General features: G+C 67.7%; 14 protein-coding genes and 1 riboswitch. Of the genes, 13 read left to right on the forward strand and 1 reads right to left on the reverse strand.

Annotated elements, in window-relative coordinates:
- The first annotated feature begins 59 nt into the window (after positions 1 to 59).
- From QQL28_RS05555 to cobJ, 7 genes are read left to right on the forward strand one after another with little or no spacing between them, the layout of a single operon-like run.
- Positions 60 to 434, forward strand: coding sequence for a DUF1636 family protein (locus QQL28_RS05555; protein WP_284262031.1), 375 nt, complete (start codon positions 60 to 62; stop codon positions 432 to 434).
- A complete protein-coding gene (gene cobW, locus QQL28_RS05560) occupies positions 431 to 1,480 on the forward strand; it encodes a cobalamin biosynthesis protein CobW (RefSeq protein ID WP_284262033.1) in 1,050 nt (349 codons plus the stop codon). The genes QQL28_RS05555 and cobW overlap by 4 nt, the downstream gene beginning before the upstream one ends.
- Positions 1,480 to 4,728 (forward strand): cobaltochelatase subunit CobN, encoded by a 3,249-nt coding sequence (gene cobN / locus QQL28_RS05565; RefSeq protein ID WP_284262035.1) that lies wholly within the window; start codon positions 1,480 to 1,482, stop codon positions 4,726 to 4,728. The genes cobW and cobN overlap by 1 nt, the downstream gene beginning before the upstream one ends.
- Entirely contained in the window at positions 4,725 to 5,888 is a 1,164-nt protein-coding gene (cobG, locus tag QQL28_RS05570; protein ID WP_284262037.1) for a precorrin-3B synthase, read from the forward strand. The genes cobN and cobG overlap by 4 nt, the downstream gene beginning before the upstream one ends.
- Positions 5,888 to 6,517 carry a precorrin-8X methylmutase gene (locus tag QQL28_RS05575; RefSeq protein WP_284262039.1) on the forward strand — a complete coding sequence of 210 codons (630 nt, stop codon included), beginning with the start codon at positions 5,888 to 5,890 and terminating at the stop codon, positions 6,515 to 6,517. The genes cobG and QQL28_RS05575 overlap by 1 nt, the downstream gene beginning before the upstream one ends.
- 2 nt (positions 6,518 to 6,519) lie before the next feature.
- Entirely contained in the window at positions 6,520 to 7,251 is a 732-nt protein-coding gene (locus QQL28_RS05580; protein WP_284262041.1) for a precorrin-2 C(20)-methyltransferase, read from the forward strand.
- The gene (gene cobJ / locus QQL28_RS05585) at positions 7,248 to 7,982 is read left to right on the forward strand and encodes a precorrin-3B C(17)-methyltransferase (protein ID WP_284262043.1); all 735 of its coding nucleotides are present in this window, start codon (positions 7,248 to 7,250) and stop codon (positions 7,980 to 7,982) included. The genes QQL28_RS05580 and cobJ overlap by 4 nt, the downstream gene beginning before the upstream one ends.
- On the opposite strand, the gene QQL28_RS05590 is transcribed toward cobJ, so the two are convergent.
- Positions 7,958 to 8,704 (reverse strand): cobalt-precorrin-6A reductase, encoded by a 747-nt coding sequence (locus tag QQL28_RS05590; protein ID WP_284262045.1) that lies wholly within the window; start codon positions 8,702 to 8,704, stop codon positions 7,958 to 7,960. The two genes, cobJ and QQL28_RS05590, sit on opposite strands and share 25 nt — an antisense overlap.
- Here QQL28_RS05590 and cbiE point away from each other — a divergent pair.
- From cbiE to QQL28_RS05620, 6 genes are all read left to right on the forward strand, one after another.
- Positions 8,703 to 9,884 carry a precorrin-6y C5,15-methyltransferase (decarboxylating) subunit CbiE gene (gene cbiE, locus QQL28_RS05595; protein WP_284262047.1) on the forward strand — a complete coding sequence of 394 codons (1,182 nt, stop codon included), beginning with the start codon at positions 8,703 to 8,705 and terminating at the stop codon, positions 9,882 to 9,884. The two genes, QQL28_RS05590 and cbiE, sit on opposite strands and share 2 nt — an antisense overlap.
- Positions 9,881 to 10,249 carry a cobalamin biosynthesis protein gene (locus QQL28_RS05600; RefSeq protein ID WP_284262049.1) on the forward strand — a complete coding sequence of 123 codons (369 nt, stop codon included), beginning with the start codon at positions 9,881 to 9,883 and terminating at the stop codon, positions 10,247 to 10,249. The genes cbiE and QQL28_RS05600 overlap by 4 nt, the downstream gene beginning before the upstream one ends.
- The gene (gene cobM / locus QQL28_RS05605; protein WP_284262051.1) at positions 10,246 to 11,028 is read left to right on the forward strand and encodes a precorrin-4 C(11)-methyltransferase; all 783 of its coding nucleotides are present in this window, start codon (positions 10,246 to 10,248) and stop codon (positions 11,026 to 11,028) included. Before QQL28_RS05600 ends, cobM begins: the two co-directional genes overlap by 4 nt.
- The gene (locus QQL28_RS05610; protein ID WP_284262053.1) at positions 11,028 to 12,338 is read left to right on the forward strand and encodes a cobyrinic acid a,c-diamide synthase CobB; all 1,311 of its coding nucleotides are present in this window, start codon (positions 11,028 to 11,030) and stop codon (positions 12,336 to 12,338) included. Before cobM ends, QQL28_RS05610 begins: the two co-directional genes overlap by 1 nt.
- Positions 12,335 to 13,063, forward strand: coding sequence for a uroporphyrinogen-III C-methyltransferase (cobA, locus tag QQL28_RS05615; protein ID WP_284262056.1), 729 nt, complete (start codon positions 12,335 to 12,337; stop codon positions 13,061 to 13,063). The genes QQL28_RS05610 and cobA overlap by 4 nt, the downstream gene beginning before the upstream one ends.
- A gap of 48 nt (positions 13,064 to 13,111) precedes the next feature.
- A riboswitch (cobalamin riboswitch) is annotated at positions 13,112 to 13,331 on the forward strand.
- A 37-nt stretch (positions 13,332 to 13,368) separates the two neighbouring features.
- Entirely contained in the window at positions 13,369 to 14,046 is a 678-nt protein-coding gene (locus QQL28_RS05620; RefSeq protein ID WP_284262058.1) for an energy-coupling factor ABC transporter permease, read from the forward strand.
- Positions 14,047 to 14,081: the final 35 nt, after the last annotated feature.

Below are 14,081 nucleotides of genomic sequence, written 5' to 3' on the forward strand. Positions count from 1 at the left end.
TCCTCTCCTCGAGCGGTTCGTGCGCCTCATCGCCTCCCGCAGATATACTGGAAGGGGCGATGGCCGTCACACTTCACGTTTGCATCACCTGCCGCGCTGACCAGACGCCCGGCGAGGGCGAGATCACGCCCGGCGCCCGGCTGCATGCCGCGATCCTCGACGCCGGCGTGCCTGAGGGCGTCAACCTGGTACCCGTCGAATGCCTGTCCGCGTGTAACCAGGGCTGCTCGGTGGCGCTCAGCGCGCCCGGTCGATGGTCCTATGTCTATGGCCGCCTGTCCGATGCCAATGCGAGCGACGTGATCGCAGGCGCCTCGGCTTACGCTGCTGCGCCCGACGGCATCGTGCCATGGCGCAGCCGTCCCGAAATCTTCCGCAAGCAGTCGCTTGCCCGCATTCCCCCGATTCCCGTCGTGCCGGAGGCCGCCGAATGAACACGCTCGCAAAAGTCCCGGTCACGGTCGTCACCGGCTTTCTGGGATCAGGCAAGACGACGCTGATCCAGCATCTGATCACCAATGCCAACGGCAAGAAGCTCGCGGTGCTCGTCAACGAGTTCGGCAGCGAAGGCGTTGACGGCGAGATCCTGAAATCCTGCGCGGATGCCAATTGTCCTGAGGAAAACATCGTCGAGCTCGCCAATGGCTGCATCTGCTGCACTGTGGCCGACGATTTCATTCCGGCCATGGAGCAATTGCTCGCGCGCCGGGTGCGGCCGGACCATATCCTGATCGAAACGTCGGGGCTGGCGCTCCCGAAGCCGCTGCTGAAAGCCTTCGACTGGCCGGAGATCCGCTCGCGGATCACGGTCGATGGCGTGATTGCGCTGGCCGACGCCGAGGCCGTGGCGGCGGGCCGCTTTGCGCCGGATCCGGATGCGGTGGAAGCACAGCGCGCGGCGGATGAGAATCTCGATCACGAGACGCCGCTGTCGGAGGTGTTCGAGGACCAGATCGCCTGCGCCGATATCGTGCTCCTGACCAAGGCCGACCTTGCCGGCGCGGCGGGGCTCGAAGCAGCCAAGGCGGCGATCGCCGCGGAGATGCCGCGCCCGGTGCCGATGCTGCCGGTCGTCGACGGCGCGGTGGATCTGCGCGTGATCCTCGGCCTGGAAGCTGCCGCCGAAGATGACCTCGCCGCGCGCCCCTCGCATCATGACGGCGAGGACGGGCACGAGCACAATGATTTCAACTCCGTCGTGATCGATCTGCCTGAGGTCGTCGACGTCGAGGCGCTGATCGCCTCGGTGCAGCGGCTGGCGCGCGAGCAGAACGTGCTGCGCGCAAAAGGTTATATCGCGGTCAAGGGCAAGCCGATGCGGCTGTTGCTGCAATCGGTCGGCGAGCGCGTGCGGCACCAGTTCGATCAGCCCTGGGGCGCGCGTCCCCGGCAATCGAAGCTGGTCGTGATCGGCGAGCATGGCGATATCGACGAGGCCGCGATCAAGGCAGGGCTTGGAATGTCAGGGCTTGGTATCTGATGCACGTCGTCTTCCGCGAGAGCCGCGGTCTCGAAGAGACCGCGACGCCAAGGGACATCGGCCAGGACCCGGCCGATCTCGTGGTGCTCTCGTTCTCGGATTCCGATCTCGCCGCGTTCGCGGCCGGATGGCGGCGGGGGCGCGCCGCGCTGCCGTCGCTGCGGCTCGTCAATCTCGCCGAGCTGCGTCATCCGCTGTCGGTCGACACTTATATCGAGCGGACGCTGTCCCAAGCGCGTGGCATTTTGGTGCGCCTGATCGGCGGCGAGTCCTATTGGGCCTATGGGCTTACGGCCCTGCATCAACTGGCGAAGGACCGCGGCGTTGCGCTCGCCGTGTTGCCGGCGGATGGCCGCGACGATGAACGGCTGGATGGGTTCTCGACCTTGCCGGTCTCGACGCTCAGACGGCTGAAAGTGCTCTGCGACAAGGGCGGACCGGTCGCCGCACAAGCCGCGATTGCGCAGCTTGCGCTGGCCTCGGGCCTCTATGCGGGGCCAGTGGTTGGTGAGATCGAGGTCCCCGAGATTGGTTTCTATGAGCCGGGGCGCGGCGTTGTTGCATCGCTGGCCGATCCCGGTGGAAAACCTCGCGCGCTCGTGACCTTCTACCGCTCGTATCTCACGGCCGCGGACACGGCGCCGGTCGATGCGCTGATCGCAGCGCTCCGCGAGAGAGGCTTCGATGCCTGGGGCGTGTTCGTGACTTCGCTGAAGGCGCCGGGAGTCGCCTATTGGCTGCGGGCGCAGTTTGCGCAGCATCCACCGGCGGTCATCGTCAATGCGACGGCGTTCTCCGCCCTTGGCGACGACGGCACGACGCCGTTCGACGCCGCATCGTGTCCGGTCTTCCAGGTCGCGCTCTCCACGGCACGCCGCGATGATTGGGCCGAGTCGCTGCGCGGACTTTCGCCGGGCGATCTGGCGATGCATGTCGTGCTGCCGGAGGTCGACGGTCGCGTGTTCGCGGGCGTGGTGAGCTTCAAGTCGGCTGGCGAGCGCGATTCTGATTTGCAGTTTGCGCACCTCGCCCATCGGCCGGACGATGAGCGCATCGCCGCCGTCGTTGCGCGCGTGGCCGCCTGGCAGCGGCTTGCGAAGAAGCCGGCGGGGGAGAAGTGGCTGGCGATCGCGCTCTCCAACTATCCCGGTCGGCCGCACCAGATCGCCCACGCGGTCGGGCTCGATGCGCTCGCCTCCGTCGAGGCGTTGCTCTCCGATCTCGGCAATGCCGGCTTCGATGTCGAGCCGCAGAGTGCGCTCGGCGATGTCTTGCTCAAGCAAAAAATGACGTGGAGTGTCGCCGACTATCTTGCGGCGCTCTCTCGCCTGCCACGGGCATTGCGGGACGATCCAGCGCGCGCCTGGGGTGCGCCGGAGGACGATCCGAGCTGCAGTGGCGGCGAATTTCATTTCGCGGCGATCCGAAGCGGCAAGGCTGTCATCGTAGTGCAGCCGGAGCGCGGTGAGGTCAGTCACCGCGACGTCGACTATCACGATCTTTCGCGCACGCCGCGTCATGCCTATGTCGCGTTCTACCTCTGGCTCCGGCAACAGGGCATTGACGCTGTCGTGCACATGGGCGCGCACGGCACGCTGGAATGGCTGCCGGGGAAGTCGATCGCGCTGTCGCCGTCCTGCTGGCCGGAGGCGCTGATCGGCGATCTGCCGCTCATCTATCCCTTCATCGTCAACGATCCCGGCGAGGCTGCGCAGGCCAAGCGGCGCACCGGTGCGGTCACGATCGGCCATCTGCCGCCGCCGCTGGCGAAGTCTGCGGTGCCGGAGGGCTGGCGCCGGCTCGAGCAACTGCTTGACGAATATTCGACCGCCGACGGCCTTGATCCAGCGCGCCGGCAGCGCCTGATCGCCGCCATCCGCGACGAGGCGAGAGCGGCCGGCCTCGACGCCGATCTCGGCCTTGCCGAGTCGGCTGCGCCAGCCGAAGCGATTCCACGGATCGATCGCTTCGTCTGCGATCTCAAGGAAAGCCAGTTCGGCGACGGCCTGCATGTGTTCGGCCGGGGCACTTGCGGCGAAGCGGAGAGGGACGCGCTCATCAGGGCGTTGTCCGGCCGCCGCATCGCGCCCGGGCCTGCTGGCTCGCCCTATCGCGGACGGCAAGACGTGCTACCGACGGGGCGAAATCTGTTTGCCGTCGATCCCCGCGCCGTGCCGACGCCGTCGGCGCATGCGCAAGGCATCAAGCTTGCGGAAGAACTGTTGCGCCGTCACTTGCAGGATCATGGTGACTGGCCGAAGGGGCTGGTGGTCGACCTCTGGGGCTCCGCGACCATGCGCACCGCCGGCGAGGAGTTCGCGATGGCGCTGCATCTCGCCGGTCTTGCACCGCGCTGGGATCACGGGTCGGGACGCGTGACCGGCTACGACATCGTCGCACCGGCCGAGCTCGGCCGTCCCCGCATCGACGTCACGCTGCGCGTGTCCGGCTTGTTCCGCGACGTCTTCGCGGGCCTCGCGCAATTGTTCGAGGCGGCCAGCGAAGCGCTGTCGACGCGCGAGACCGAAGGCGACGAAAATCCCTATCGCACGCGCGTCGCGCGCGTGTTCGGACCGCGTCCCGGACAATATGGCGTCGGTCTGTCCTCGATGCCGGATGTCTTTACCGAGGACTCACGTGAGGCTGCCGGGGAGGCCTGGCTGTCGGCGTCATCCTGGGCGTTGTCATCAGATGGCGAGATGCGGCCCGATCGCGCCGGCATCGAGACGAGGCTCGCCGCAGCCGATGCCTTCGTCCATGTGCAAGACCTTCCCGAAACGGACCTGCTGCTCGCCGCCGACTATACCGCTCATGAGGCAGGCGTCGCAGCCGCAGCAGCGAAGCTAGGCGCGGCCACGCCGTCGCTCTACCATCTCGACGCGACGCGCCCCGACCAGCCGCAGGCGCGCGCGTTGACGGAGGAGATCTCGCGCGTCGTCCGCGCCCGCGCCGCCAATCCAGACTGGATCGCCGGGATGATGCGCCACGGTTTTCGGGGCGCGGCGGAGATCACCGCGACGCTTGAGCATATGGCTGCGTTCGCGCATCTGGCGGGCGCCGTGCCGCCGCATCTGTTCGATCTCTATTTTGACGCGACCCTCGGCAACGACGATGTCCGGGCATTCATGGCGCGGGAGAACCCGGCCGCGTTGGTGGCGATGGAAACCTGCTTCACCCGCTTGCATGAAGCTTCGCTCTGGAAGACGCGCCGCAACTCGATTGCGGCAGCCCTGAAGGAGGCCTCATGAGCGCGGTCGCGATCAAGGGCTGGTGTCCTGGTGCGCTGCGGCCGATGCTGTCGGGCGATGGCCTCGTGGTGCGCGTGCGCCCGCATGGCGGACGGCTGGCGGCGAAGCAGGCAGCAGGCATTGCGGAGCTTGCCGCGCGCTACGGCAACGGTTTGATCGACGTCACCAGCCGGGCCAATCTTCAAGTGAGGGGCGTGACCGAGGCAGCACATCTGCGTCTTCTCGATGGCCTCACGCAGTTGGGGTTACTCGATTCCGATCCCGAGACAGAATCGCGGCGCAATATTTTGGTGACGCCGTTCTGGACCGCTGGCGATGATACCTGCTTGCTGGCCGACGAGCTCGAGCAGGCCCTTGCCGACAGCGCGCTCGATCTTCCGACCAAGTTCGGTTTCGCCATCGATGATGGGCGCGAGCGCGTGCTGGCCGGCGCATCCGCGGATATCCGGATCGAGCGCGACCACGCGGGAGGGCTCATGGTGCGTGCCGACGGCGCGCAACTCGGCCGCTCGGTTACGCGCGAAGAAGCCGTGACCGCGGCGCTCGCGCTGGCAAACTGGTTCGTGGCATCCGGTGGCGCCAAGGACGGGCGAGGGCGGATGGCGACGCACATTGCCGGCGGCGCGAAATTGCCTGACGTCTTGCGCGGCGAGTCCGAACTGGCGGCTGTGGCGCTTGCGCCCCGCCCCGGTCTTCATCCGCGTGGCGCGTTAGTCGGTGTCGCCTTCGGGCAATTGCCGCATTCGGCGCTGGCTGGTCTCGCGTCATGTGCGCCGGCGTTGCGCTTGACGCCGTGGCGGATGATTTTGGCGGAGGGCATGCGCGAGATGCCGCCTGGCGCCGACTTCATCACCGAGGCCGATGATCCCGCGCTGCGCGTGATCGCCTGTAGCGGCGCGCCGCGCTGCCGCGAGGCGCATGCCGATACGCGCGCGCTTGCGGCTGCGCTCGCGCCGCACATCGCACCCGATGCACGGCTTCACGTTTCTGGTTGTGCCAAAGGGTGTGCGCATTCGGGACCGACAGCGCTCACGCTTGTGGCGACCCGCGATGGATTCGACCTCGTCCGATCCGGCTCGACGCGCGATATGCCGGTGCTGCGTGGGCTGAGCGGCGCCGAGATCGTCAAGAACCCTTCCGTGCTGATGGGAGGGCGCTGATGCCGCACATGTACGAGACCGACGGCGCGGCGATTTATCGTCAGTCCTTTGCCACCATCCGGGCGGAGGCGGACCTCGCGCACTTCACAGCCGACGAGGAGCAGGTCGCCGTGCGCATGATCCATGCCGCGGGGATGGTGGGGCTCGAGGCCTATATCCGCTTCACGCCAGGCATGGCGCGCACCGCGCGAGCGGCGCTCGAGAACGGCGCGCCGATCCTGTGCGATGCGCGCATGGTGTCGGAAGGAATCACGCGCGCACGGTTGCCGGCCAGCAATGCCGTTATCTGCACGCTCGGCGATCCCGCCGTGCCCGCACTGGCGCAATCCATGCGCAACACGCGCTCGGCGGCGGCGCTGGAACTCTGGCGTCCGCATCTTGATGGCGCGATCGTCGCGATCGGCAACGCGCCTACCGCGCTGTTTCACCTGCTCAACATGCTGGAGGACGAGAACTGTCCACGGCCGGCGGCGATCATCGGCTGTCCGGTCGGGTTCGTCGGCGCGGCCGAATCCAAGGCGGCTTTGATGGCGAATCCGCCGGCACCGGCATTGACTGTCGAGGGGCGCCTCGGCGGCTCTGCGATCACCGTTGCCGCGGTGAACGCACTGGCGAGCCGGAGCGAATAGCGATGGGGCGTATCATCTGCTGCGGCCTTGGGCCTGGTGATCCCGACTTGATGAGCGTGCGCGCCGATCGCGAGGTGCGTGGGGCCAGGCATGTTGCCTATTTCCGCAAGCAAGGTCGTCCAGGCCAGGCGCGGCGCATCGTCGAGGGCATGCTGGCGGCAGATGTCACCGAATACCCAATGGAATATCCGGTCACGACCGAGATTGCCTTCGACAGCCCGGAATATATTCGTCTGCTCGCCGGCTTCTACGACGAGTGGGCGGAGCGGCTGGCGCGGCTTGCGCGCGCGGTCGACATCGTCGTGCTCTGCGAAGGCGATCCTTACTTCTACGGCTCCTTCATGCATTTGCACGCGCGCTTGCAAGGGCGCGTCGAGATCGAGGTGATCGCCGGCATTCCCGGCATGGCCGGCTGCTGGAACGCGGTTGGCCAGCCGATCGCGCTCGGCGACGACGTGACGACCGTCCTGATGGGCACGCTTGCCGAAGACGAACTCGCACGGCGGATGCGCAGCTCCGATGCGCTCGTGATCATGAAGACCGGACGCAATTTGCAGAAGGTGCGACGTGCGCTCGCCTCCGCCGGCAGGCTCGACGATGCCTGGCTGGTCGAGCGCGGTACGATGCCGAGCGAGCGGGTTGCGCGGCTCGCCGAGACGGACGATTCCGACTGTCCTTATTTTGCGATCGTGCTTGTGCACGGCCGCGGGCGGCGCATGGACGCGGGCGAATGACGGGATCGCTGACCATCGCGGGACTTGGGCCCGGCGACGAGGCGCTGGTGACGCCGGAGGTTTCCGCCGCGCTTGCTGCTGCGACGGATGTGGTGGGCTATGCACCCTATGTCGCCCGGGTTGCCCGCCGCGAGGGACTTACGCCGCATCCATCGGACAATCGCGTCGAGTTGCAGCGTGCGAACGAGGCGCTGCGGCTTGCCGCGGAAGGACGGCAGGTTGTCGTGGTGTCGTCTGGTGATCCCGGCGTGTTTGCGATGGCCTCCGCTGTGTTCGAGGCCCTCGAAGGGGCTCCACAATGGCAGAAGCTTCCGATCCGCGTCCTGCCCGGCGTGACCGCGATGCTGGCTGCGGCTGCACGTGCGGGCGCACCGCTCGGCCATGATTTCTGCGCGATCAATCTCTCCGATAATCTCAAGCCGTGGGCGGCGATCGAGAAACGCCTGCGCCTCGCGGCGGAGGCCGATTTCGCGATCGCGCTCTACAATCCGCGCTCGGCGAGCCGGCCGGAAGGCTTTGGCCGTGCGCTCGCCGTGTTGAAGGAAGCCGGCTGCGGCGAGCGTCTGGTGATCTTCGCCCGCGCGATCAGCGCGCCGGACGAGCGGATCGAGACGGTGACGCTGAACGAGGCGACGCCGGAGATGGCCGACATGCGCACCCTCGTCATCGTCGGCAATTCGCAGACGCGCCGTGTCGGCCGCTGGGTCTATGCGCCGAGGCAGGTCCGATGACCGAGCCACGCCAAGACCTCGGCCACACTTTCCGCGCGGAGCCGCTCGGGCAGCTCTGGCCGCGCGATCATGATGACGGGCAGGCCGAGGGCGCGAGCTGCGTCGATCTTGGCGCGCGCGCCATCGCCGCCGGAATTACGAGCGACGATCCACGCAATGCCGCGCGATCGCATCATCTCCAACTCGCTTTGAAGCGTGAATGGCCCGCGCGACACGATGAAATCAGCCTTAAACGGCAGCGCGCCCTCGGGTGGGTCGACGAACCTGAGCGTGTAGGTGTGCTGCGGCTTCTCGCCGAATGGGGCGATGTGCTGCCGGCCGATCGCGAGGAAGACGCGCGCCGGCGTCTCGGGCAGGTCCGCAACGGCGGCTGCGAGATCCGCGACCTCGATCCAGTGATCACCGGGCGCTTTGACCCACGGAGCGCGTTCGAGCGCGATCAGCGGCGTTTGTGTGTCTGCGCAGGCCGCGACCGCGTTGCGGCTCATCTCCGCCGCAAAGGGATGGGTGGCGTCGACGACATGCGTGATGCCTTCCTGCCGGATATACTCCGCAAGTCCGAGCGCACCGCCGAAGCCACCGGTGCGGGTCGGCAGCGGCTGACCGGCGGGCGCGCGGGTGCGGCCGCCATAGGAATAGATCGCATCAATGCCGGCGCGCGCGATCTCCGCCGCGAGGGCGTTCGCATCACTCGTTCCGCCCAGAATGAGGGCGCGCGTCATGGCTGATCCCTGGCTGACGATCATTGGTATCGGCGAAGATGGCCTTGCGGGCCTCTCCGAGGCAAGCCGAAAGGCGCTCGCCAGGGCCGAGACCGTGTTCGGCGGCAAGCGCCATCTTGCGCTCGCAGGCATAACCGATCGCGGGCGTCCATGGCCAGTGCCGTTCGATGCAGAGGTCGTGCTGGGATGCCGCGGCCGGCCCACCGCAGTGCTCGCCTCGGGTGATCCGTTCTGGCACGGCGCCGGCGCAAGCCTTGCCGAGAGGCTGGAGCCAAGTGAGTGGATCGCGCATTCGGCGCCGTCGACGTTCTCGCTCGCCGCGGCGAGGCTGGGCTGGCGCCTGGAGAGTGTTATCTGTCTCGGGTTGCACGCCGCGCCGTTCGAGCGGCTGGTGCCGCATCTCGCAAATGGTGCGCGGATCGTCTGCCTCGTGCGTGACGGCAAGGCGGCCGGCGATCTCGCCAAATGGCTCGCGGAACGGGGCTGGGGTGCTTCAGCGCTGTGGACTCTCACCGCGCTCGGCGGCGCGCGCGAAAGTGTCGGAGCGCATCGCGCGGACAGTTTTGCGGCGGAGCGCGGCGACGACCTGGTCGCGGTCGCATTGGAGGCGAGCGGATCGGGAGGCATCCCGCGCAGCTCTGGCCTTGCGGACGATCTCTTCGCGCATAACGGCCAGATCACCAAACGACCGGTGCGTGCGCTCGCGTTGTCCGCGCTGGCGCCACGTCCGGGCGAACGTCTCTGGGATATCGGTGCAGGCTCGGGCTCGATCTCGGTCGAATGGGCCTTGTGCGGCGGCGCGGCCGACGCGATCGAGGCGCGCGAGGATCGTGCCGCGAACATCCGCAATAATGCCGTGGCTTTTGGACTGGCGCATCGGATCGCAGTGATCGTGGGAACTGCACCCGGCGCATTGGCAGGCCTGGAGACGCCTGATGCCGTATTCATCGGCGGCGGCCTCGATGCCGCGATGTTCGATGCCGTCTGGTCGCAGATTGCGCCGGGCACGCGGCTGGTGGCTCATGCCGTGACGCTGGAGACTGAAACTTTGCTGGTGGAGCTAAACCTGCGCCATGGCGGTGACTTGATGCGGGTCGAGATTGCGCATGCGGGCGCGCTCGGCCGCTATCGCTCCTGGGAGGCGGCGCGGCCGGTCGTGCAGTGGAGCGTGGTGCGATGAAGGTCGCAGGGCTCGGCTTCAAGCATGACGCCACGCTCGCCGCACTGCGCGAGGCGCTTCTCGCCGCGGGCGGTGTGGAAGGTCTCGCGGCCGTTGCAACCGTCAGTGACAAGGCGGACAGCGCGGCGCTGAAGTTGCTGGCGGGCGAATTCAACGTGCCGATCAAAGCCATTTCGGCCGACATGCTCGCCGGCATCGCGACTCCGACCCAGTCAGAACTCATCAAGGAAAAATTCGGCACGGGATCGGTGGCGGAAGCCGTCGCGCTCGCAGCAGCGGGCCGTGACGCGCGACTGATTGCGACGCGCGTGGTCTCACAGGACCGGACCGCGACGGCGGCGATCGCGGAAGGAGACGGCGAATGACCGTGCATTTCATTGGGGCAGGGCCGGGCGCCGCCGATCTCCTCACTCTGCGCGGGCGCGATCTGATCGCGGCCTCGCCGGTGTGCCTCTATGCGGGTTCGCTTGTGCCCGAAGGGGTTCTGGCGCACTGCCCGAAGGGCGCGCGGATCGTCAACACGGCGCCGCTGTCGCTCGACGAGATCATCGCCGAGATCGCCAACGCGCATGCGGAAGGCCAGGATGTCGCGCGCCTGCATTCGGGCGACCTTTCGATCTGGTCGGCGATGGGCGAGCAGCTTCGCCGGCTGCGCGCGCTCGACATTCCCTTCACCGTCACGCCGGGCGTGCCGTCGTTCTCCGCTGCTGCCGCAGCGCTCGAGGCCGAATTGACGCTGCCGGGGCTTGCGCAATCGGTGGTGCTGACGCGCACGCCGGGACGGGCGAGCGCGATGCCGGAGGGCGAGACGCTTGCTGCGTTCGCTGCGACCGGCGCCGTGCTCGCCATTCACCTGTCCATTCATCTGCTCGACAACGTCGTCGCCGAGCTGACGCCGCACTATGGCAGCGACTGTCCGGTTGCGATCGTCTGGCGCGCGAGCTGGCCCGACCAGCGCATCGTCCGCGCCACGCTCGCAACGCTCGATGCAGCTGTTGGCGGCGAGCTCGAACGCACCGCGCTCATCCTGGTCGGCAGGACACTCGGCTCGGAGGAGTTTTCCGAGAGTCGCCTTTACGCCGCCGACTACGATCGCCGCTACCGTCCGGTCGGGCCTGAGCCGCGCTTTCCGGAGGTGTCGTGATGGCGGCAGGTCTCGTCATCTCGGCGCCGGCCTCCGGCGTCGGCAAGACGACGCTGACGCTGGCGCTCGCGCGCGCCTATCGCGATCGCGGATTAAAGGTGCAGTGCTTCAAGAGCGGCCCCGACTACATCGATCCCGCCTTTCATGCAGCGGCTACGGGGCGCGCCTCCGTCAACATCGATAGCTGGGCGATGGATCGCGCGAGCATCGAACATCTCGTCCGCCGTGGTGCGAACGCCGATCTGGTGCTGGCCGAGGGCTCGATGGGACTGTTCGACGGCGTCGCCGCGCGCGGCGTCTCGGGCACCGGTGCGACCGCCGACATCGCGGAGATGATGGGCTGGCCGGTGCTGCTGGTGATCGACCCGTCCGGCCAGGCCCAGACGGCGGCTGCGATTGCCTCCGGCTTGCGCGATTTCCGCAGCGGCGTGCGCCTTGCCGGCGTCGTGCTCAACCGCGTCGCGAGCCCGCGGCATGAGGATCTCGTACGGCGCGCCTTGAACGATGCAGGCATTGCCGTGTTTGGCGCGCTGCCGCGCCATGCGGAGATCAGCCTGCCGAAGCGGCATCTCGGCCTGGTCCAGGCGGAAGAGCAAGCAGAGATCGGTGGCCTGATCGCGGAGGCCGCGCGCTTCGTCGGCGAGCACGTCGATCTCGACGCCGTGCTAGGCGCAGCGTCTGCATGGTCGGCGCAACCAGCCACGAACGGGCTCAACGTCAGGCCGCCGGGCCAGCGCATCGCGCTGGCGCGCGACGCCGCGTTCTCCTTCGTCTATCCGCACATGCTGGAGGCCTGGCGCGCCGCCGGCGCGGAGATCCTGTCGTTCTCGCCGTTAGCCGACGAGGGCCCCGATGCAAGCGCCGATGTTTGCTGGCTGCCTGGCGGCTATCCGGAACTGCATGCCGGCCGCATTGCCGCGAATACGCGCTTTCGCGAGCGCTTAGGCGCCTTTGCCGAGACGCGGCCGGTCCATGGCGAATGCGGCGGCTACATGGTGATGGGCGTAGCCTTGACCGACGCCGACGGTGTGCGGCACGAGATGCTTGGCCTGTTGGGCCTTGAGACGAGCTTTGCCAAACGTCGCATGCATCTCGGCTATCGGCTGGCCGAGCTCGCGGCACCGATGCCGGGACATCGGGCCGGCGTACGCCTGCGCGGTCATGAGTTCCATTATTCGACGATTATCGCGCAGCCCGATATACCGCTCGCGGTCGTGCACGATGCAACCGGCGCAGTTGTTGCCGAGACCGGATCGCGGCGCGGGCGTGCGACGGGTACGTTCTTTCACCTGATTGCGGAGGACCGGTGAGCGGCTTCGTCTCCTTCATCTCCGCCGGTCCCGGTGACCCCGAGCTTTTGACGCTCAAGGGCGCCGCGCGGCTGCGCGAGGCCGACGTCGTGCTCTATGACGATCTCGCCTCCGGCGCGATCCTCGAGCTTGCCCGGCCCGGCGCCAATCTGGTGGCGGTCGGAAAACGCGCCGGCCGGCCCTCGACCAAACAGCAGCACGTCAACCGCCTGCTGGTCGACTATGCGGCGAGCGGCGCGCGCGTGGTGCGGCTGAAATCCGGCGATGCCGGCATCTTCGGCCGGCTCGAGGAGGAGATCGAGACACTCCGAGCAGCCGGGATCGGCTACGAGATCGTGCCCGGCGTCACCTCGGCCTGCGTCGCGGCGGCCCAAGCCGGCATTCCGCTGACCCGGCGCCACACCTCTCGCCGGGTGCAATTCGTGACCGGGGCCGACGTGACCGGGCAGTTGCCGCAAAATCTGAACTGGGCGGCGCTGGCCGACCCGGATGCGACGACGGTCGTCTATATGGGCCGGCGCACGTTCCCGGATCTGGCCGCGAAGCTGATCGCGCAGGGGCTTGCTCCGGAAACGCCTGCGCTGTTTGCGGAATCCTTAGGCCGTGCCGATGAGCGGCTCGTCCGCACCACGATCGCCGAGCTCGCCGAAGAGCTCGCGCGGGGCGGGGCGGCGACAACGGCCGCCGTGATCCTGTTCGGTGCGCTGGCGGGAGAATCTTCGTGATGATGCCCGCCGCCGCCGCTCGACCCTTGACGCCCGTGACCCGAAAGGGGCACACAAGGGGGGCATGGTGCTCGATGCGGCGCAAAGCGCCGGAGCATAATCGGGAATGGGGGTGGGCGGACCCAGTTGCGGCGCCCCAAACCCCAGCCGCCCCCGCGACTGTAAGCGGTGAGGGGCTCCGATCCGCCACTGGGCCGCAAGGCTCGGGAAGGCCGGAGATCCCCTTCGATCCGCGAGCCAGGAGACCGGCCCTGCACGTTTGGACGCCAAGGCCGTCGGGTGTGACGGCAGGAAGGACTTGAACCATGCATATCGAACCGGGAATCGTGACGGGCGCCAAGCTCGTGTTGAGTTACGCAACCGGCATCGCCGCCGGCGGCGTTGCGCTGAAGCTCGCGGCCGAGACCGTGCGCGAGCAGGGCATCAGCTCGTTCGCGGTACGGACGGCTGCGACGACCGCGCTGGTCTTCACCTTCTTCGAGATCCTGCCGCACTTCCCGGTCGGGGTGTCAGAGGTGCACTTCATCCTCGGCTCGACCCTGTTCCTGCTGTTCGGCGCGGCGCCGGCGGCCTTTGGCCTCGCGCTCGGTCTCTTGCTGCAAGGCCTGTTCTTCGTGCCGACCGACCTGCCGCAATATGGCATGAACGTCACCACGCTGCTGGTGCCGCTGTTCGCGATCCAGGCGCTCGCGACCCGCATCATTCCCCGCAACACGGCCTATGTCGATTTGCAGTATCGTCAGGCGCTGGCGCTCTCGACGGCGTATCAGTCCGGCATCATCGCCTGGGTCGCGTTCTGGGCGATCTATGGCGCGGGCTTTGGCGCCGCGAACCTCGCCAACATCGCCACCTTTGCCGCGTCCTATGCGCTGGTCATCGTGATCGAGCCGCTGGCCGATCTCGCGGTGCTGGCGCTGGCAAAGTCGTTGCGCGGCGTCACCGCGCCCGGCCTCGTCACCACGCGCCTGCACAACGCGGCGTAGGGATGATTTGAAGGGCGGCCGTCATGGTCGCCCTT

It is taken from the genome of Bradyrhizobium iriomotense (assembly GCF_030160715.1).
GTDB classification, from domain to species: Bacteria; Pseudomonadota; Alphaproteobacteria; order Rhizobiales; family Xanthobacteraceae; genus Bradyrhizobium; species Bradyrhizobium iriomotense.